This window comes from Sphingomonas jejuensis, from assembly GCF_011927695.1.
Taxonomy (GTDB): Bacteria; Pseudomonadota; Alphaproteobacteria; order Sphingomonadales; family Sphingomonadaceae; genus Sphingomonas_K; species Sphingomonas_K jejuensis.
Genome location: NZ_JAATJE010000001.1, coordinates 412,221 through 430,170 on the forward strand (window position 1 = coordinate 412,221; position 17,950 = coordinate 430,170).

16 protein-coding genes are annotated in these 17,950 nt (G+C 69.9%); 14 read left to right on the forward strand and 2 right to left on the reverse strand.

The window, feature by feature from the left end:
- The first annotated feature begins 48 nt into the window (after nucleotides 1–48).
- The 11 genes from GGR88_RS02075 (at nucleotide 49) to GGR88_RS02125 (ending at nucleotide 12,420) form a co-directional block, all read left to right on the forward strand.
- Nucleotides 49–1,548, forward strand: coding sequence for a tryptophan halogenase family protein (locus GGR88_RS02075; protein ID WP_167952502.1), 1,500 nt, complete (start codon nucleotides 49–51; stop codon nucleotides 1,546–1,548).
- On the forward strand, nucleotides 1,545–2,216 hold the full coding sequence (locus GGR88_RS02080) for a DUF6445 family protein (RefSeq protein WP_167952504.1): 672 nt from the start codon (nucleotides 1,545–1,547) through the stop codon (nucleotides 2,214–2,216). The genes GGR88_RS02075 and GGR88_RS02080 overlap by 4 nt, the downstream gene beginning before the upstream one ends.
- An 11-nt stretch (nucleotides 2,217–2,227) precedes the next feature.
- On the forward strand, nucleotides 2,228–3,358 hold the full coding sequence (locus GGR88_RS02085; protein ID WP_209023176.1) for a LacI family DNA-binding transcriptional regulator: 1,131 nt from the start codon (nucleotides 2,228–2,230) through the stop codon (nucleotides 3,356–3,358).
- A gap of 96 nt (nucleotides 3,359–3,454) precedes the next feature.
- Nucleotides 3,455–5,764, forward strand: coding sequence for a beta-glucosidase family protein (locus GGR88_RS02090; protein WP_167954296.1), 2,310 nt, complete (start codon nucleotides 3,455–3,457; stop codon nucleotides 5,762–5,764).
- Entirely contained in the window at nucleotides 5,761–7,167 is a 1,407-nt protein-coding gene (locus tag GGR88_RS02095; protein ID WP_167952506.1) for a glycoside hydrolase family 30 protein, read from the forward strand. Before GGR88_RS02090 ends, GGR88_RS02095 begins: the two co-directional genes overlap by 4 nt.
- A gap of 49 nt (nucleotides 7,168–7,216) precedes the next feature.
- Nucleotides 7,217–7,915, forward strand: coding sequence for a response regulator (locus GGR88_RS02100; RefSeq protein ID WP_167952508.1), 699 nt, complete (start codon nucleotides 7,217–7,219; stop codon nucleotides 7,913–7,915).
- Complete coding sequence (locus tag GGR88_RS02105) at nucleotides 7,912–9,234, forward strand: ATP-binding protein (protein WP_342449698.1); 1,323 nt, start codon at nucleotides 7,912–7,914, stop codon at nucleotides 9,232–9,234. Before GGR88_RS02100 ends, GGR88_RS02105 begins: the two co-directional genes overlap by 4 nt.
- 142 nt (nucleotides 9,235–9,376) lie before the next feature.
- Nucleotides 9,377–9,523 carry a hypothetical protein gene (locus tag GGR88_RS02110; protein WP_167952510.1) on the forward strand — a complete coding sequence of 49 codons (147 nt, stop codon included), beginning with the start codon at nucleotides 9,377–9,379 and terminating at the stop codon, nucleotides 9,521–9,523.
- Nucleotides 9,520–11,100 carry a SulP family inorganic anion transporter gene (locus tag GGR88_RS02115; protein ID WP_167952512.1) on the forward strand — a complete coding sequence of 527 codons (1,581 nt, stop codon included), beginning with the start codon at nucleotides 9,520–9,522 and terminating at the stop codon, nucleotides 11,098–11,100. The genes GGR88_RS02110 and GGR88_RS02115 overlap by 4 nt, the downstream gene beginning before the upstream one ends.
- Entirely contained in the window at nucleotides 11,097–11,729 is a 633-nt protein-coding gene (locus GGR88_RS02120) for a carbonic anhydrase (protein WP_167952514.1), read from the forward strand. Before GGR88_RS02115 ends, GGR88_RS02120 begins: the two co-directional genes overlap by 4 nt.
- 139 nt (nucleotides 11,730–11,868) lie before the next feature.
- Entirely contained in the window at nucleotides 11,869–12,420 is a 552-nt protein-coding gene (locus GGR88_RS02125; RefSeq protein WP_167952516.1) for a DUF4142 domain-containing protein, read from the forward strand.
- 81 nt (nucleotides 12,421–12,501) lie between these two features.
- Here the strand turns inward: GGR88_RS02125 and GGR88_RS02130 are convergent, their stop codons facing one another.
- Complete coding sequence (locus tag GGR88_RS02130; protein ID WP_167952518.1) at nucleotides 12,502–13,206, reverse strand: metallophosphoesterase family protein; 705 nt, start codon at nucleotides 13,204–13,206, stop codon at nucleotides 12,502–12,504.
- Between the two features lie 14 nt (nucleotides 13,207–13,220).
- Nucleotides 13,221–13,964: a hypothetical protein gene (locus GGR88_RS02135; RefSeq protein WP_167952520.1), complete on the reverse strand. Its 744-nt coding sequence runs from the start codon at nucleotides 13,962–13,964 to the stop codon at nucleotides 13,221–13,223.
- Between the two features lie 138 nt (nucleotides 13,965–14,102).
- Between GGR88_RS02135 and GGR88_RS02140 the strand changes: the two genes are divergently transcribed.
- The 3 genes from GGR88_RS02140 to GGR88_RS02150 are packed head-to-tail and all read left to right on the forward strand — an operon-like array spanning nucleotide 14,103 to nucleotide 17,925.
- A complete protein-coding gene (locus GGR88_RS02140) occupies nucleotides 14,103–14,609 on the forward strand; it encodes a 2Fe-2S iron-sulfur cluster-binding protein (RefSeq protein WP_167952522.1) in 507 nt (168 codons plus the stop codon).
- Nucleotides 14,606–15,589 carry an FAD binding domain-containing protein gene (locus tag GGR88_RS02145; RefSeq protein WP_167952524.1) on the forward strand — a complete coding sequence of 328 codons (984 nt, stop codon included), beginning with the start codon at nucleotides 14,606–14,608 and terminating at the stop codon, nucleotides 15,587–15,589. Before GGR88_RS02140 ends, GGR88_RS02145 begins: the two co-directional genes overlap by 4 nt.
- A complete protein-coding gene (locus tag GGR88_RS02150; protein WP_167952526.1) occupies nucleotides 15,586–17,925 on the forward strand; it encodes a xanthine dehydrogenase family protein molybdopterin-binding subunit in 2,340 nt (779 codons plus the stop codon). Before GGR88_RS02145 ends, GGR88_RS02150 begins: the two co-directional genes overlap by 4 nt.
- Nucleotides 17,926–17,950: the final 25 nt, after the last annotated feature.

Consider the following 17,950-nt stretch of genomic DNA (forward strand, 5'->3'; position numbering starts at 1 on the left):
CCTTCCCCTGGGCGTGCGCCCGCCCGGCCATCGCGCTAGACAGACCCCATGCAGCAGCTTCGGCGCATCCTGATCGTCGGCGGCGGATCGGCCGGATGGATGACGGCCGCGCTCCTCGCCCGGCTGTTCAAGGGTCTTTACGACATCCGCCTGATCGAATCGGAGGAGATCGGCACGATCGGCGTCGGCGAGGCGACGATCCCCGCGATCAAGACCTACAACGACCTGCTCGGCCTCGATGAGAACGAGTTCCTCCGCCGCACGCAGGGCAGCTTCAAGCTCGGCATCGAATTCGTCGACTGGCTGCGCCCCGGCAGCCGCTACGTCCATGGCTTCGGCGTCATCGGCAAGAACCTGGAATGGCTCCGCCTCCACCAGTTCTGGCTGAAGCAGCGCGCGGCCGGCAGCACCGTCCCGCTCGACGCCTATTCGATCAACACCGCGGCGCCGCCCGCGCACAAGTTCATGCGCGCGCGCACCGACATGCCGGCCTCGCCGATGGGGCAGATCGCCCATGCCTTCCACATCGACGCCGGCCTCTACGCCCGTTTCCTGCGCGACTATGCGGAGGCGCGCGGCGTCCGCCGGCGGGAAGGGCGCGTCGCCTCCGTGCAGCAGGACGGCACCACGGGCTTCGTCCGCGCGGTCGCCATGGACGATGGCGAGGTGATCGAGGCCGACCTGTTCGTCGACTGCTCGGGCTTCCGCGGCCTCCTCATCGAAGGCGCGCTGTCGACCGGCTACGAGGACTGGTCGCACTGGCTGCCCTGCGACCGGGCGGTCGCCGTGGTGTCGCCGCGGACGGACTTTCCGCCCTACACGCGCGCCACCGCGCGCCCGGCCGGCTGGCAGTGGCGCATCCCGCTGCAGCACCGCACCGGCAACGGCCATGTCTATTCCAGCCGCCACATGGACGACGACACGGCCGAACGCATTCTGCTCGTCAATCTCGACGGCGATCCGCTGGTTGCCCCGCGCCGCCTGCGCTTCACAACCGGGCGGCGAAAGCTCGCCTGGAACCGCAACGTCGTGGCCGTCGGATTGGCGGCAGGCTTCATCGAGCCGCTCGAATCCACCGGCCTCCACCTCATCCAGTCGGCGGTCATCCGGCTGGTCCGGCTGCTGCCCGACGCCGGCTTCGATCCCGCCAACATCGACGAATATAACCGCCAGACGCAGTTCGAATATGAACGCATCCGCGACTTCGTGATCCTCCACTACAAGGCGACGGAGCGGGACGACACCGCCTTCTGGCGCCATGTCCGCGACATGGACGTGCCCGACACGCTCGCGCGCAAGATCGCGCTGTTCGCCGCCAATGGCCGCATCTTCCGGGAGGATGAGGAGCTGTTCGCGGAGGAAAGCTGGATCCAGGTGCTGATCGGGCAGGGCATCCTGCCGCGCGCGCACGATCCGCTGGTGGACGTGCGCTCGCCCGCCGATGTCGCCGCCTATCTGGAAAACATCCGTGGTGTGATCGACAAGTGCGTGGCGCTGATGCCCACCCATGCCGATTACGTCGCAAAGACCTGCGCCGCCCCGGCATGACGCCGCGCATCCGCCTGCAGCATGTCGGGGCGGAGCGGGAGCCCGTCGTGATCGTCGACGATTTCGCGCCCGATCCGGACGCCCTCGTCGCCGCCGCACAGCAAAGCGAGTTCGCGCCGCTGGGCGAATTCTACCCCGGGCCCAGGGTGCCTGCGCCGGCCGGCTATCTGCCCTCGGTGGGCGCCGTGCTGGCGGCCGTGCTGCGCGATGGCTTTGGCTTTCGCGATCGGCTGACGGTGCGCCGCGCGCTGTTCTCCCTGGTCACCACGCCGCCCGCGTCGCTGTCGCTCGCACAACGCATCCCCCATGTCGATGCGGTTGATCCCGGCGCCATCGCCATCGTCCACTATCTGTCGCGCGCCCCGCTTGGCGGCACCGGCTTCTTTCGCCACCGCGCAACCGGGTTCGAGGTGATCGACGCTGCCCGCCGGCCGCGCTTCCTGGCCGCGCTCAAGGATGATTTCGCCCGCCACGGCGAACCGGCCGCCGCCTATATCGACGGCGACACGCCCGTGTTCGAACGGATCGGCGCGGTTGATCCAGCCTTCAACCGCGCGGCGATCTATCGCGGCAGCCTGCTTCACTGCGCCCGGGTGCCGGACGGCGCGGTGTCGGCCGATCCCGCGACCGGCCGGCTGACGATCGCCAGCTTCCTCGACGCGGCCTGACGGGGGAGCCCTTGCCACCCGGCACGCGCCGCGCCACACCTGCCGGGCAACCACCACCGGAGCGCGCCATTTCCCGCAAGCCCACGATCGATGATGTCGCCGCGCGCTCGGGTGTCGGTCGCACCACCGTCTCCCGCGTGCTCAACAACGGCCCCAACGTCAGCGCGAAGCTCCGCGCCCGCGTGCAGGAGGCTGTCGACGCGCTCGGCTATCAGGTCAACATCCAGGCGCGCTTCCTCGCCGGCGGCAACAGCCGCACGGTTGCGCTGATCTGCGCGGCTGAACTCGATCTGGAACCCAACAGCTATTACCAGTCCGCGTTGGAGGTGGGGGCGCTCCGGGCCTGCACGCAGCTTGGCCTCCACCTCATCACCCATGCCGCGGTCCAGGACGATCCGCGCGGGGTGGAGGAGGTGGTGGCGCTGGTGGAGGAGCGGCGCTGCGACGGCGTCGTGCTCACCCCGCCCTTTGCCGACGACACGCGCTTGATCGACGCGCTGGTCGCGCGCGGATGCGCGGTGGCCTGCGTCTCGCCCGGCGACGCCACGGGCGCGCGCGTGCCCGGCGTCGGCATGGACGACGAACGCGCCGGCTATGATCTCGCCGCCCATCTGCTCGCGCTCGGGCACCGCCGCTTCGGCTTCATTCGCGGGCGCGAAGGGCACCGCTCCGCCGAAAGCCGCTTCGATGGCGTGATGCGCGCGCTGGCGGAGGCGCGGCTGGATCCCGCCGACGTCGCCGATGCGCGCGGCAACTTCACCTTCATGTCGGGCAAGGACCTGCTGCCGACGTTGCTGTCCGCGGCGGCGCGGCCCACCGCGGTCGTGTGCGCCAATGACGACACCGCGGCCGGCGCGCTCTTCGCCGCGCATCAGCTCGGCATCGACGTGCCGGGCGCCTTGTCGATCGTCGGCTTCGACGACACGCCGGTGTCCGCGATCGTCTGGCCGCCGCTCACCACCGTCCATCAGCCGATCCGCGAGATGAGCTTTCGCGCCGTGGAGATGCTGGCGGAGGCGCTGAAGACCCCGGGCGAGGCGCAATCGCCGGTGCACGAATATATCGCCCACACGGTGGTCTCGCGCAGGTCCACCGGCAGGCCTGAACTGGAAGCGCTTCCAATCGCCGCCACCGGGCGCTAGGCTTCCCGCCGAACGGGCGAAGCGAGCCCGACGGGTAGCAAGGGGAGAGCAAGCGTGAATCGATTGGGTACGGCCGCGCGCCGGATCGCCGCGGCCATGGGCGCGCATGGGCGCTTCAACTCCCGGCCGCTGCTTGCCGCCACCTCGCTGCTCGCCTTGGTCGGTGTCGGGTCGCTCGCACAGGCGCAGGCGCCGGAGCTTGCACCCGCGTCCCCGTCGATCACTGCCGTCTCCTCCGACGAGGCCTGGGCCCGCGCCGACGAGATCGCCGGGCGCATGACGCGCGAGGAAAAGCTGCGCTACGTCTTCGGCTATTTCCCGCCCATGTCGGCGGACAAGCCGGCCGACATGATCCCGTCCGCCGGCTATGTCCCCGGCACGCCCCGCCTCAACGTGCCGACGCTGCGGGAAAGCGACGCCAGCCTGGGCGTCGCCAACCAGGTCGAACAGCGCCGCGGAGACGTCGCCACCGCGCTCCCGTCCAGCCTCGCGCTCGCCGCCAGCTTCAGCCCGGAACTCGCCTATCAGGGCGGCGCGATGATCGGGTCGGAAGCGCGCGCCAAGACCTTCAACGTTCTCCTGGCGGGCGGCATCAACCTCACCCGCGATCCCTGGGGCGGCCGGACCTTCGAATATCTGGGGGAGGATCCGCTGGTCTCCGGCATCCTCGGCGGGGAATCGATCCGCGGCGTGCAATCGAACGGCATTGTGTCGACGGTGAAGCACATGGCGCTGAACTCGCAGGAGACCGGCCGAGCGATCGTCGACGCCCGCATCGGCGAGGCGGCGCTTCGCGAAAGCGACTTGCTCGCCTTCCAGATCGCGATCGAGCGCGGCCAGCCCGGCTCCGTCATGTGCGCCTACAACAAGGTGAACGGCGACTGGAGCTGCGAGAACGACTTTCTCCTGAACCGCGTCCTCAAGAGCGACTGGGGTTACCGCGGCTGGGTGATGTCGGACTGGGGCGGCGTTCATTCGACCGTGAAGGCCGCCAACGCCGGTCTCGACCAGCAGTCGGGGCGAGAGCTCGACACCGCGATGTTCTTCGGCGATCCGCTGGAGGAGGCGGTGGAGGCCGGCACCGTTCCCGAGGCGCGTCTGCACGACATGGTGCGCCGCATCCTGTTCGGCGTCATCTCCTCGGGGCTGATGGATCGCCCCACGCCCGCATCCGCGCAGCCGATCGACTATGCCGCCAATGCGGAGGTCGCGCAGCGCGTGGCGGAGGCCGGCATCGTTCTCCTGAAGAATGACGGCGGCGTGCTCCCCTTCGCCAAGACCGCGCGCAAGGTGGTGCTGATCGGCGGGCGCGCGGATGTCGGCGTGCTGTCGGGCGGCGGCTCGTCGCAGGTCCGCTCGGTCGGCGGCGCGCCTGTCGAAATCCCGCTGACAGAGGGCGCGGCCGCGTCCTTCGCGCGCGTCACCTGGCATGCCTCCTCGCCGCTGAACGCGATCCGCGCGCTCCTGCCCGATGCGGACGTCAGCTATGTCGACGGCAGCGATCCCGCCGCCGCCGCCGCCGCGGCGCGCGACGCCGATCTCGCCGTCTTGTTCGCGACGCAGTGGCGCAGCGAAGCGCAGGACATCTATTCGCTCGCACTCCCCGACAATCAGGACGCGCTGATCGATGCGGTTGCCGCCGCCAACCGCCGCACGGTGGTGGTCATGGAATCCGGCGGCCCCGTGCTGATGCCGTGGATCGACCGCGTGCCGGCCGTGCTCCAGGCCTGGTATCCCGGGCAGCGCGGCGGGGAGGCGATCGCCCGCATCCTGTTCGGCGACGTCAATCCGTCCGGCCACATGCCGATGACCTTCCTGAAGGACGCGTCGCAGACGCCGCGCCCCGATGTTCCCGGCCTTGACGAGCTGCGCGCCGCCGAAGCGCGCCGGTCGGCGGGCGACACCGCCAATTACGGGCAGAGCGGCGGGGTGCGCGACTTCTCCGTCACCTACACCGAAGGCGCCGATGTCGGGTACCGATGGTTCGACAAGCAGGGCCTTTCCCCGCTGTTCGCCTTTGGCCACGGCCTCTCCTACACGCGCTTTTCCTACAGCGACCTTCGGATCGTTCCGGGCGACAACCTGGCCGTCACCTTCACCGTCACCAACACCGGCCGCGTTGCCGGTGCAGACGTGCCGCAGGTCTATGCCCGCGCCGGTCGCCGCGACGGACCGTCGCTCCGCCTCGTCGGCTTCCAGCGCGTCGAGCTCGCGCCGGGCGAAAGCCGGCAGGTATCGGTCACCATCGACCCGCGCATCCTTGCCGACTACGACCCCGCGCAGCCCGGCTGGCACATCGCCGCCGGCGACTATCCGGTGATCGTGGCGGAAAGCGCGGCCCAGGCGGATCTCGCGGCCGGCCTCACCGCCACCGCGCGGCTCGCCGACCGGCGTCTGCGGCCATGATCCGCACGATTGCCGCTGCCTTGGCGGCCCTGTCGCTTGCCGGCTGCGCCACGCCCGCCCTCCGGTCCGCCGCCCAGCCGGTGACGGCCGTCGTCACCAGCGCCGACGGCGCCCAGCGGCTGTCGCCCCAGCCCGTTGCGGCGACCCCCGAAACGACGGCGCTGCGCATCACCGTTGATCCTGACACCCGCCATCAGACGATGGTCGGCTTCGGCGCCTCGATCACCGATGCCTCCGCGATCCTGATCGACGCGCTCCCGCAGGACCGCCGCGACGCGCTCATTCGCGAACTGTTCGGGCGCGGGGAGGGCGGCCTCGGCCTCGATTTTACCCGGCTGACGATCGGCGCATCCGACTTCTCGCCGACCCACTACAGCTTCGACGACATGCCGGCAGGGGAGCGGGATTCCGATCTTCGCCGCTTCTCGATCAATCCCAATCGCGCGGACGTCCTGCCCGTCCTGAAGTCCGCCCTGGCGGTGAACCCCGACCTTGTCGTCATGGCGAGCCCCTGGAGCCCGCCCGGCTGGATGAAGACCAGCGACTCGATGATCGGCGGAACGCTTCGCCCGGACGCCTACGACGTCTATGCGCGCTACTTCGCCCGCTACCTCCAGGCCTATCGGGCGGAAGGGGTCGCGATCCGCTACCTTACGATCCAGAACGAGCCCGATTTCTCCCCAACCGACTATCCGGGCATGAAGTGGCCGGCCGTCGACCGCGCCCGCTTCGTCGGCCAGCACCTCGGTCCGCTCCTGGAGCGCGAAGGTCTCGCCACCCGCATCCTCGACTGGGACCATAACTGGGATCAGCCGGAACAGCCGCTGACCGTGCTGCGCGATCCGGCGGCGACCCGCTACGTCGCCGGCACGGCATGGCATTGCTACGCCGGCAACGTGTCGGCCCAGACCCCCGTGCACGAGGCCTTTCCGGACCGCGAGACCTTCTTCACCGAATGTTCGGGCGGGGAATGGCGGCCGGGCTGGGCCACCGGGCTCTCGGATGCGGTCGGCCTGATGATCGACACCACGCGCGGCTGGGCGAAGGGCGTTCTCCTGTGGAACCTCGCGCTTGATCCGCGCAACGGCCCGCAGCTTGGCGGCTGCCGCACCTGCCGCGGCGTGGTCCGCATCGATCCCGCGACCGGCGCTGTGGAGCGGGAGGTGGACTATTACGCGCTCGGCCACCTCAGCCGTTTCGTCCGGCCCGGCGCCCACCGCATCGGCTCGACCAGCGGGGAGGCAGGGGTGAAGACCGTGGCGTTCCGCAATGCCGACAACGGGTCGCTCGTCCTTCTCGCCTTCAACGGTGCGGAGGAGCCGCGACCGCTCCGCATCGAGGCGCCCGGACGCAGCTTCGGCTTCACGCTCGCACCCGGATCGGCCGCCACCTTCGCCTGGTGACCGCACGACCGGCCTTGCACCCGCGCAAGGCCGGTCATAGTCCCGGCAAATGATCGTGCTGGTGGAAGACGATCCCGCGCTGCGCACGCTGACCTCCCGCGCACTTCGGGAAAACGGCTACGAGGTGCGCCCCTGCGCGGGCGCGCCCGAGATGTGGGAGGCGCTTGCCGACGGCACGGCGGAGCTTGTGCTGCTCGACATCATGCTGCCGGGGACGAGCGGTATCGACCTGTGCCGGCGCATCCGCCAGACCTCCGCCGTCCCGATCATCTTCATTAGCGCCAAGGGCAGCGAGGTGGACCGCGTCATCGGGCTGGAGCTCGGCGCCGACGATTATCTCCCCAAGCCGTTCGGCACGCGCGAGCTGCTGGCGCGCATCCGCGCCGTCCGCCGCCGGTTCGAGGCAGGCGCGATCGCCAGCGAGCCGAGCCTCAAGGTCTACCGGTTCGAGGACTGGGTGGCCGACGTTCCCCGGCGGGAACTGCGCTCGCCCACCGGCGCCGTGGTCGAGCTGACGGGCGCCGAGTTCGATCTTCTGGTGGTCCTCCTCGACCATGCGCAGCGCGTCATCGCGCGCGAACGCCTGATCGAGCTTGCGCGCAGCCGTCCCGGCGATGCGTCCGACCGCAGCGTCGACGTCCTCATCAGCCGGCTTCGGCGCAAGCTCTCCACCGTGGACAAGCCCGCGCCGATCGTCACCGTGCGCGGCGTCGGCTACATCCTGAACGTGCCCGTGACGCGCGAGTGATCGGGTCGGGCCTGCAACGCTTCGGCCTGATCGGCCGGCTGGTCGCCATCCTGCTCGTCACCCTGGTCGTCGAATTCGGCGTCAGCACCTATCTCTACGAACGCGCGACCGAATTCTCCGTCCGCGACGACGAGGCGCGGCGCCTGGCCGAACATCTCGTCATCTCCCGCCGCATCGTGACGGAGGCGAGCCCCGCCGAGCGCCAGGCGATGTCGCGCGAACTGACCACCGACCGCTATCTCGTCCGCTGGAGCGACGCCGCGCCCACCATCCCCGCGACGGGGGCCGAGCCCGACCGGATGCGCGCGCAGATCCTCGCCTGGGAACCCAGCCTCGACCGCACCGGCCTTCGTGTCGCGCTGCTGTCGCCCGGCGGCGCCTCCGTGATCGCCGGCGCGCTGCGGCTGGAGGACAGCAGCTGGCTTTATTTCCGCACGCTCGATCCGGTGCGCCGCGTCGGCTTCGCCTATGAGCGGGTGCTGGCGACGCTGCTCCCCGCCCTGGTCCTGATGGTCCTGGGCGGCATCCTGATCCGGCAGACGCTGCAGCCGGTCCGCGCGCTCACCCGCGCCGTTGAACGCTTCGGCCCGTCGCTCGACAAGAGCCTGCCGCATGTCGAGGAAGCCGGCACCGGCGACGTCCGCCGGCTCATCTCCGCCTTCAACGCCATGCAGGCGCGGATCGGCCGGCTGATCGACGAGCGCATGGTCGCGCTCGCCGCCGTCAGCCACGATCTCCGCACGCCCATGGCGCGGCTGCGGCTGCGTGCCGACGCCATCGGCGACGACGGCTTGCGGAGCGAGGTGGAGGCCGATCTTGCCGGCATGGAGGCCATGGTCACCTCCCTGCTCGCCTATTTGGGCGGGGAGGGTGATCCGGAGACACCCCGGCTGATCGACGTGGCGGTGCTCTGCGCCAGCGTCATCGACGATGCGAGCGACCATGGCTTTCCGGCCGTCTACCAGGGGCCGCCCCATGTCGAGCGCATGCTGCGGCCCTCGAGCTTCCGCCGCGCGATCGTCAACCTGGTCGAAAACGCGACCCATTATGGCGGCTCCGTCACGCTTCGCCTCCGCCATGCCGACGGCGAGACGCGGATCGAGATCGACGACGAAGGGCCCGGCATCCCGGAGGAGTCGCTCGCGGCCGTGCTGGAGCCGTTCGTGCGGCTCGATCGGGCGCGGCAGCGGGACACTGCCGGGTTCGGCCTTGGCCTGTCGATCGTGGTGAAGGCCGTCTCCGACGACGGCGGACAGTTCACGCTCGCCAACCGGGCCGAAGGCGGGCTGCGCGCCACCATCGTCCTGCCGGCGGCCTGAGCAACGATTCGTTACAGTCCGAGCGGAGCCCGGAAAGACAGCGTTCGATAGGAAGGGCACATCCCCGACGTGGGATGGCTTCACCTGGCTGGAGCGACAGGGCTCCATCCGGCGGCGCCTGCCCCTCGAGCACAAGGCTTTCGTGACCGGCCTCGCCATTCCCACCGCTCCGCTGGAACGGCCGAACCGGGTGACGATGCCGACGGGGATGCCGCGGGCCGCCCTTGCCGCGGCGCCGATGATCGTCGCGACCATGCTGCCGGGATCCGGTTTGAAAGGAATTGAATGATCAAGGGACTGAGCCTGGCAGGCTGGAAGCAGGACCTGCCGTCATCCATCGTGGTGGCGCTGGTCGCGCTGCCGCTGTGTCTCGGCGTCGCCCTCGCCTCCGGCGCGCCGCTGTTCAGCGGTCTGATCGCCGGCATCGTCGGCGGCATCGTTGTCGGCACGCTGTCGTCGTCGCCGCTGTCGGTCAGCGGCCCGGCGGCCGGTCTCACCGTGATCGTCTTCGCGGCGATCGAGCGCCTGCCGAGCTACGAAGCCTTCCTTCTCGCCGTCGTCATTGCCGGCGTCATCCAGATCCTGTTTTCCTTTTCGAAGTCCGGCGTGCTGGCCGAATTCGTGCCGAGCTCGGTGATCACCGGCATGCTCGCCGCCATCGGCCTCATCTTGATCCTGAAGCAGATCCCCCACGCGGTCGGCTATGACGGCGATCCGGAGGGCGATTTCGCCTTCATGCAGCCCGATGGCCAGAACACGCTGTCGTCGCTCTGGTACAGCGTCACCAACTATCTGACGCCCGGCGCCGTCATCATCTCCGGCCTGTCGATCGCCTTTCTGTTCTGGTGGGATGCGGCGCGCCCGAAGGACGGCCCCTTGAAGCTGCTGCCCGGACCGCTGGTCGTCGTGGTCGGTGCCATCGCGTTGAACGCGCTGTTCGCGGTCGCGGCGCCCGGCCTTTACCTTCAGCCCAGCCACCTGGTGCAGGTGCCGATCGCCGACGGGATCAGCGGCTTCGTCGGCCTCTTCACGCTTCCCGACTTCGGTCAGGTCGGCAACATGGCGGTCTGGTCGACGGCGCTGACGCTGGCAATCGTCGCCAGCCTTGAATCGCTCCTGTCGGTAAAGGCGGTGGACGAACTCGATCCGCAACGCCGCACTACGGACAAGAACCGGGAACTGTTCGCCCAGGGCGGCGGCAACCTCGTCTCGGGCATGATCGGCGGCCTGCCGGTCACCTCCGTGATCGTGCGCTCGTCCGCCAACGTCGATTCCGGCGCCAGCAGCAAGCTGTCGACCATCCTTCACGGCAGCTGGCTGTTGCTCAGCGTCCTCCTCATCCCGTTCGTCCTCAACCTCATTCCGCTCGCCGCGCTGGCTGCGGTGCTGATCGCGACGGGCTACAAGCTGACCAAGCCGTCCTTGTTCACGAAGCGCTGGAAGCAGGGAATGACGCAGTTCGTGCCCTTCGTGGTCACGATCACCGCGATCATGTTCACCGATCTCCTGATCGGCATCGTGATCGGCCTGGCCGTCGGCTTCGTGTTCGTGGTCGCCCGCAACTTCCGCTCGGCGGTGGTCACGGTGGAGGACGGCAAGGGCAACTACATGATCCGCGCCCGCCGCAACCTCTACTTCATTCACAAGTACGAGCTGCAGCGGGAACTGGGCCGTGTCGAGGATGGCGCATCGGTGCTGATCGACCTGTCGGCCACCTCCTATGTCGACCTCGACAACATCGACATCATCAATGCCTTCGTTCGCGGCGCGTCCTTCCGGAACATCCGGGTGATGGTGCGCGGCGACATTGCGGAGCGTTCGGCTCCGCTCATCAACGCCGACAGGCGGGAACTGGTGCACGCATGAACGACGAAACACTCCTGCTCCTGGCCAATCGCGCCTGGGCCGCTCAACTGAAGGACGAACGGCCCGACTTCTTCGAACGGCAGGCGGCCGAGCAGAAGCCCAACTTCCTCTGGATCGGCTGTTCCGACAGCCGGGTCGCGCCCGACCAGATCACCAACTCGCCTCCCGGCGTGATGTCGATCCACCGCAACGTCGCGAACCTCGTCTATGAAGAGGACGAGAACCTGATGGCGGTGCTGCAGGTCGCGCTCGAAAAGACAAAGGTGCGTCACATCATCCTGTGCGGCCATCTTGGCTGCGGCGGTGTCGAACATGGGCTGAAGCAGGATGCGGAAGGCGCGCTCGGTCACTGGGTCCGCTGTGTCGGCGACCTGGCGGATCGCCACGCCGATGAGCTCCGCTCGCTGCCCGATGCGGAGCGGCTCGACCGGCTGGTGGAGCTCAACGTGCGCGAGCAGCTGGAGCGTCTGTCCCGCACGGCCGCCGTGCAGGCCGCCTTCCGCCGTGGCCAGCCGCTGACGCTGCATGGCTGGATCTACGATCTTCGCGACGGCACCCTCAATCCGCTGGCGGAGATCAGCGGCGCGCCTGAGCCCACAGTCCTGTCGGCGGAGGCGGTGCCCGCCTGACATGGCGGCGCCGGGGATCCTTGCCTGCCGCAAGGGTTTCCGGCGCCAAGTGCCTGATCTGCATCAGTTCTGCCCGATCCGGCCGGAACCCGGCCGGGGATAGCGCGCTCTTCGTCCTCACCTTGACGGAGTATGGACGATGAAGGCGATGATCCTTGCCGGCGCCGCGCTGACGATGCTCGCGACCACCCTGCCTGCCAGCGCATCGGTGCAGGCGGCCGCGCCGGCTACCGCACGCGCTGCCCCGTCGCCCCAGACCCCGACCACGGCGGCGGCCTTCGTGCCGATGGCGGGCGCGAGCGACCTGTACGAGATCCAGTCCTCCCAGCTCGCGCTCGAAAAGTCGCGCAATGAGGACGTGCGTCGCTACGCGCAGATGATGATCACCCATCACCGCCAGACGACGGAGCAGGTGACGGCGGCCGCGCGCGAAGCCGGCCTCACCCCGCGGCCGCCCGTGCTCAACCCGGAACAGCGCGCCAATGTGGCGGCACTTCGTCGCCTCAGCGGCGCGGGCTTCGACCGCACCTACCTGACACAGCAGGTCCGCGCGCACGAACAGGCGCTGGCGCTCCACAGCACCTACGCCGATCGCGGCGATCAGCCGGCATTGCGCCGCGCTGCCGCCGGCGCGCGTCCGATCGTGCAGCAGCATCTGGACGAGGTCCGCACGCTCTCGCGCCAGCGCTGATCCCACGCCTCTCGCCGGCAGCCGCGTCAGGCTGCCGGCGGCGGTGCCTGCCTGCTGGCGCGGGACCGGTGCTGCTCGCCTTCAGGGTTCCTGGCGCGCCGTCAGGATCCGTTCGCTGCGTTCGTGCAACCGGACGGCGGTCAGCACGCCCGTCTTCCACGCACCCGTGTCCACGCCGATGCGGCGCTCATCGATGTGCGGCTTGTCCGACGTCCAGCTATGGCCATGGACGATCCGCTTCTCCAGCGCGCCCGACCCCGTAAGGAATGGATCGCGGATCCAGATGAGGTCTTCGGCCTTCTGCCGCGCGATCGGCGTTCCCGGCCGGATGCCGGCGTGCACGAAGAAATAGTCGCCGATCTCCACCGAAAGCTCCAGCGACTGCAGCAGGCGGAGGTGCGATGCCGGCATCGCGTCCAGCAATCGGTCGCGCAGCGCCTCGGGCTCGCCGTCGTCCGCATCGATCCCGTACGCCTTCAGGGTCGCATCGCCGCCGACCGCCAGCCACCGCGGCATCGTCGCTGGATCGTTCAGCGCATCCAGCATCAGCGCTTCGTGGTTCCCTTTCAGCAGGTGCAACCGCGCCCCGCTCTCCCGCCGCAGCCAGCAAAGCGCGGTCAGCACCTCCGCGCTCGCCGGACCGCGATCCACATAATCGCCCAGCAGGATCAGCGTCGGGCGCCCGGCGTGCGCGCCCGCATCCTCCGCGATCGCCGCCAGCAGCCGGCGCAGCAGGTCGTATCGGCCGTGAACGTCGCCGACTGCGTAGATCAGCTGCCCTGCCATCCCGCTGGCGCCGCTCACAGCACCGCGCGGCGGGAATAGGCGCGCGACGCGGCGCGCAGGTCGGCGGCGATCGCGTCGAACGCCTCCGCCACGCCGATCGGATCATCCTCGGCATAACGGCGCGCGCGCGACCATTCGCGGCGCAGCATGCGCAGATCGGCGACCGGCACGCCCGCATCCACCGCCCGCTCATAGGCGGCGGCGAGCCGGCCGTCCGCGTCCAGCAGCCGGTCGTACAGGCAGGCCGCGGCGTCCGCCCCCTCATAGCGTCCGCAATCGTCGCGGCGCGCGGCCACCTCCCGGCGCGGCGCGGCGCGGGTGCGCGCGGGCGCCGGCGCGACCGGTTCCGCTCTCACCGCCACCTGCTGCTCCACCGGATCGGCGACCTCCGGGTCGGGCGCGCGCGCGGCCTCGATCGCGGCCAGGTCGAGCGTCGGCACCTCCACCGGCTGCGCGGCGGCGACGGTCGGGGCGCGGGAGGGCGCCGGCGCCTTTCCGCCGACCGACTGGCGCACGCCGTCGGCGACCACCGGCTGCGCGGGCCATCCGCCCATCGCGATGCCGGTGCCGACACCCAGCAGCAGCAGCACGCCCAACCCGACGCCGCGCCCCCGTCCGCCACGCGCCGCGGCGGGTGCGGCAGGGCGCGGGTCGGGAAGGTCCTCGCCCGGCAACGGGGCGCGGCACAGCGCCGACCGGCCCAGCAGCGCGTCCATGTCGCCGCGCACGGCATCCATCCGCCCGTCACGATCCGTCATGCAAAACCTCCTTCCCTGCCGCTACGCGTCGGCAGGTGAACGCAGACTGTCTCCGCGGGATGCATCGGGCCTGCCGGATCGGCACCGAAACGGCGCCTCGGGAGTTATGGTGGAGCAATCTGGCACAGGGGGCGGCCAATGGATCTCGTGATCAACGGCAAACCGGTCAGCGTGGATGTCGACCCGCGCGTTTCGCTCCTTGATCTGCTGCGCGAACGGCTCGACCTTCCCGGCACCAAGAAGGGCTGCAACCAGGGCGCGTGCGGCGCCTGCACCGTGCTTGTCGATGGGGAGCGGATCCTTTCCTGCCTCGGCCTCGCGGTTCAATATGAGGGCCGCTCCGTCACCACGGTGGAAGGGCTGGCGGAGGACGGATCGCTCCACCGGCTGCAGCAGGCCTTCATCGACCATGACGGCTTTCAGTGCGGCTATTGCACGCCGGGGCAGATCTGCTCGGCGATCGGCATGGCCGCGGAGGCGCGACGCGGCCTCCCCAGCTTCGTCACGGCGGATCTGGACGGCGACCCGGTGCCGCTGTCGGGCGAGGAGGTACGTGAGCGGATGAGCGGCAACCTGTGCCGCTGCGGCGCCTACAACGGCATCGTCGCCGCCATCACCGAAACCTTTGCGGAGGACGTCCGATGATCCCCTTCGCCTATCAGCGCGCCGGCAGCGTGGCGGAGGCGATCGCGGTCGCCGCCCGCCCGCAAAGCAAATATCTTGGCGGCGGCACCAACCTCGTCGATCTGATGCGCGAGACGATCGAGGCGCCGGCCCATCTGGTCGACGTCACCGGCCTGTCGACGGCGATCGAGGACACCGATAACGGCGGGCTGATGGTCGGCGCGGGCGTCCGCAACACCGCGCTTGCCGAACACCCCGCTGTCCGGTCCCGCTTCCCGCTGCTGTCCCGCGCGATCCTGGCGGGCGCGAGCGGGCAGATCCGCAACATGGCGACGGTCGGCGGCAACCTGCTGCAACGCACGCGCTGCGCCTATTTCTACGATGATGCGGCGCGCTGCAACAAGCGCGCGCCCGGCGCCGGCTGCGATGCCGTCGGCGGCTTCAACCGCATCCATGCCATCCTGGGCGCGTCGCCCGCCTGCGTCGCCACCCACCCGTCGGACATGTGCGTGGCGCTGGCCGCGCTCGACGTCACCGTTCACCTGGACGGGCCTGACGGGGGCCGGACGGTCCCGTTCGGCGATTTCCACCTGCTGCCCGGCGACAGCCCCGATGTTGAAACGGTGCTGCGCCCCGGCGAACTGATCACCGCGGTGGAGATCGCGGCACAGCCGCTCGCCGCGCGCTCCACCTATCGCAAGGTGCGCGACCGGGCGAGCTACGCCTTCGCGCTCGTCTCCGTCGCTGCGGCGATCGAGGTGGACGGCGGCACCGTGCGCGATGTCCGCATCGCGCTGGGCGGCGTCGCGCACAAGCCGTGGCGGGCCCATGCGGCGGAGGCCGCGCTGATCGGCCAGCCGGCCCGAAGCGACAGCTTCCGCCACGCGGCAGAGGCGGAACTGGCGGCGGCCGCGCCGCTGTCGGGCAACGGCTTCAAGGTGGAACTGGCGGCCCGCGCCATCACCGCCGTCCTTGATGATCTGGTGGAGGAACGGGCATGAGCATCCGGGACCATGCGCGCACCGCAAAGCAGGCGATGCAGGCCGCGACCCAGGCGGCGATGACCAAGGCGATCCAGCTTGCCCCCGACAGCTGGATGCCCGGCGGCCGGCCCGATCCGCTGATCTTCCACAAGCATGGCCATGTCGGGCAGCCGGTGTCGCGCATCGACGGGCCGCTCAAGGTGTCCGGCGCCGCGCCCTTCGCGGCGGAGATCCCGCTCGAGGGGATGGCCTATGCCGCGCTCCTCTTCTCGACGATCCCGAAGGGGCGGATCGCATCCATGGACGTGTCAGATGCCCTGCTTGCGCCCGGCGTCTCGCTCGTCATGACGCACAGGAACGCGCCGCGCATGGCGACGATGCCCCTGTTCCTGACCGGCGCGAAGGCGGCGGGCGGCGACGACCTGCCGATCATGCAGGACGACCGCATTCACTGGAACGGGCAACCGGTCGCGCTGGTGCTGGCGGACACGCAGGAACAGGCCGATCATGCCACGTCGCTGATCCGCGTGACCTATCAGGCGGAGGAGGCGGTCACGTCCTTTGCCGCCGCCAAGGACAACGGCACCGTCCCCGGCCTGTTCATGAACCAGCCGCTGCAGAGCCGGAACGGCGATGCGGATGCGGCGCTCGCCGAGGCCGCCCACAAGGTCGATGCCGTCTACCGGACGCCGCGCCACAACCACAATCCGATCGAGCTGCACGCCGCCACCGTGATGTGGCAGGGCGATCGGCTCCGCGTGCACGACGCGTCGCAGGCCGTCGCGCACACCGCCTGGTCGCTGGCGCAGGTGTTCGGCATCGACGAGGATCAGGTCCACGTCACCTCGCCCTTCGTGGGCGGCGGCTTTGGCAGCAAGACCTTGTGGCAGCATCAGGTGCTGGCCGCGGCGGCGTCCAAGCTGGCCGGCCGGCCGGTGCGCATCATGCTCTCGCGCGAAGGCGTGCACCGCATGGTCGGCGGGCGCACCGTCACCGAACAGCGGGTCGCGATCGGCGCGGATGCCGATGGGCGGTTCCAGTCGCTGATCCACTCCGGCACGATCGCGATGACCCGGCACAACATGATGCCGGAGCCCTTCATCCTGCCGGCGCGCAGCGGCTACGCCTCCAGGACCATGAAGTTGGATGTCGAGGTCGCCTATGTCGACATGATCGCCAACACCTTCATGCGCGCGCCCGGCGAGGCGGTCGGCACCTTCGCGCTCGAAAGCGCGATCGACGAGCTTGCGGTGGCGATGGGGATCGATCCGATCGAGCTCCGGCTGCGGAACGAGCCCGACAAAGACCCGTCGACCGGCGCGCCCTTCTCGGCCCGCCATGTGGAGGAGGCCTATCGCTCCGGCGCGGAGCGGTTCGGCTGGTCGTCGCGCGGCGCCCCCGGCAGCCGGAAGGATGGCGAATGGCTGATCGGCACCGGCGTCGCGACCGCGACCTATCCCTATTACCGGATGCCGGGCGGCGCGGCGCGCATCACCCTGTCGAAGGACGGCGCGGCGACCATCGACATCGCCGCGCACGAAATGGGCATGGGCACGTCCACCGCGCAGACGCAGGTCGCGGCCGACCGGCTGGGCCTGGCGATGGATCAGGTGACCTTCCGCTACGGCGACAGCAGCCTGCCGGGCGTCGTGCTCGCGGGCGGGTCGCAGCAGACGGCGGCGATCGGCGCCTCTGTGATCGCTGCACAGCGGGTGCTGGTGAAGGAACTGCTGAAGCTGGCCGGCAACGACTCGCCCTTGGCCGGCTTGAAGGTGGAGGATGTCGGCGGGCGTGACGGCGGCCTTGCCAAGCTCGACGATCCGGACCGCTTCGAAAGCTATGCCTCCATCCTGTCGCGCGCGCGCCGCGACACCGTCGTTGCGGAGGCCAGCCCGCCGCCGCCGCTCGAAATGCTGCACTGGTCCATGCACTCGCACGGCGCCATGTTTTGCGAGGTGCGGGTGAACGCCGTCACCGGGGAGGTGCGGGTCAGCCGCTTCCTGGGTTCATTCGACTGCGGCCGGATCCTCAACCCAAAGACGGCGGCCAGCCAATTCCGCGGCGGCATCGTCATGGGGCTGGGCCTTGCGCTGATGGAGGAAACGCAGTTCGACGAGCGCAGCGGCCGGATCATGAACCCCAGCCTCGCCGAATATCATGTGCCCGTGCACATGGACGTGCCGGATATCGAGGTGATGTGGACCGACATTCCCGATCCGCACGCGCCGATGGGCGCGCGCGGGGTGGGGGAGATCGGCATCACCGGGGTCGGCGCGGCGGTCGCCAACGCGGTGTTCAATGCCACCGGAAAACGCGTCCGCGACCTGCCGATCACGCTCGACAAGCTGCTGTAGCGGGGCTGCCCGGCGCCCCGCCGGC

Excerpts from the sequence above, each read along its gene's own strand:
- GGR88_RS02075 (WP_167952502.1), top strand. The coding sequence starts at position 49 with ATGCAGCAGCTTCGGCGCATCCTGATCGTCGGCGGCGGATCGGCCGGA.
- GGR88_RS02080 (WP_167952504.1), top strand. The coding sequence starts at position 1,545 with ATGACGCCGCGCATCCGCCTGCAGCATGTCGGGGCGGAGCGGGAGCCC.
- GGR88_RS02090 (WP_167954296.1), top strand. The coding sequence starts at position 3,455 with ATGGGCGCGCATGGGCGCTTCAACTCCCGGCCGCTGCTTGCCGCCACC.
- GGR88_RS02095 (WP_167952506.1), top strand. The coding sequence starts at position 5,761 with ATGATCCGCACGATTGCCGCTGCCTTGGCGGCCCTGTCGCTTGCCGGC.
- GGR88_RS02100 (WP_167952508.1), top strand. The coding sequence starts at position 7,217 with ATGATCGTGCTGGTGGAAGACGATCCCGCGCTGCGCACGCTGACCTCC.
- GGR88_RS02115 (WP_167952512.1), top strand. The coding sequence starts at position 9,520 with ATGATCAAGGGACTGAGCCTGGCAGGCTGGAAGCAGGACCTGCCGTCA.
- GGR88_RS02120 (WP_167952514.1), top strand. The coding sequence starts at position 11,097 with ATGAACGACGAAACACTCCTGCTCCTGGCCAATCGCGCCTGGGCCGCT.
- GGR88_RS02125 (WP_167952516.1), top strand. The coding sequence starts at position 11,869 with ATGAAGGCGATGATCCTTGCCGGCGCCGCGCTGACGATGCTCGCGACC.
- GGR88_RS02130 (WP_167952518.1), bottom strand. The coding sequence starts at position 13,206 with ATGGCAGGGCAGCTGATCTACGCAGTCGGCGACGTTCACGGCCGATAC.
- GGR88_RS02135 (WP_167952520.1), bottom strand. The coding sequence starts at position 13,964 with ATGACGGATCGTGACGGGCGGATGGATGCCGTGCGCGGCGACATGGAC.
- GGR88_RS02140 (WP_167952522.1), top strand. The coding sequence starts at position 14,103 with ATGGATCTCGTGATCAACGGCAAACCGGTCAGCGTGGATGTCGACCCG.
- GGR88_RS02145 (WP_167952524.1), top strand. The coding sequence starts at position 14,606 with ATGATCCCCTTCGCCTATCAGCGCGCCGGCAGCGTGGCGGAGGCGATC.
- GGR88_RS02150 (WP_167952526.1), top strand. The coding sequence starts at position 15,586 with ATGAGCATCCGGGACCATGCGCGCACCGCAAAGCAGGCGATGCAGGCC.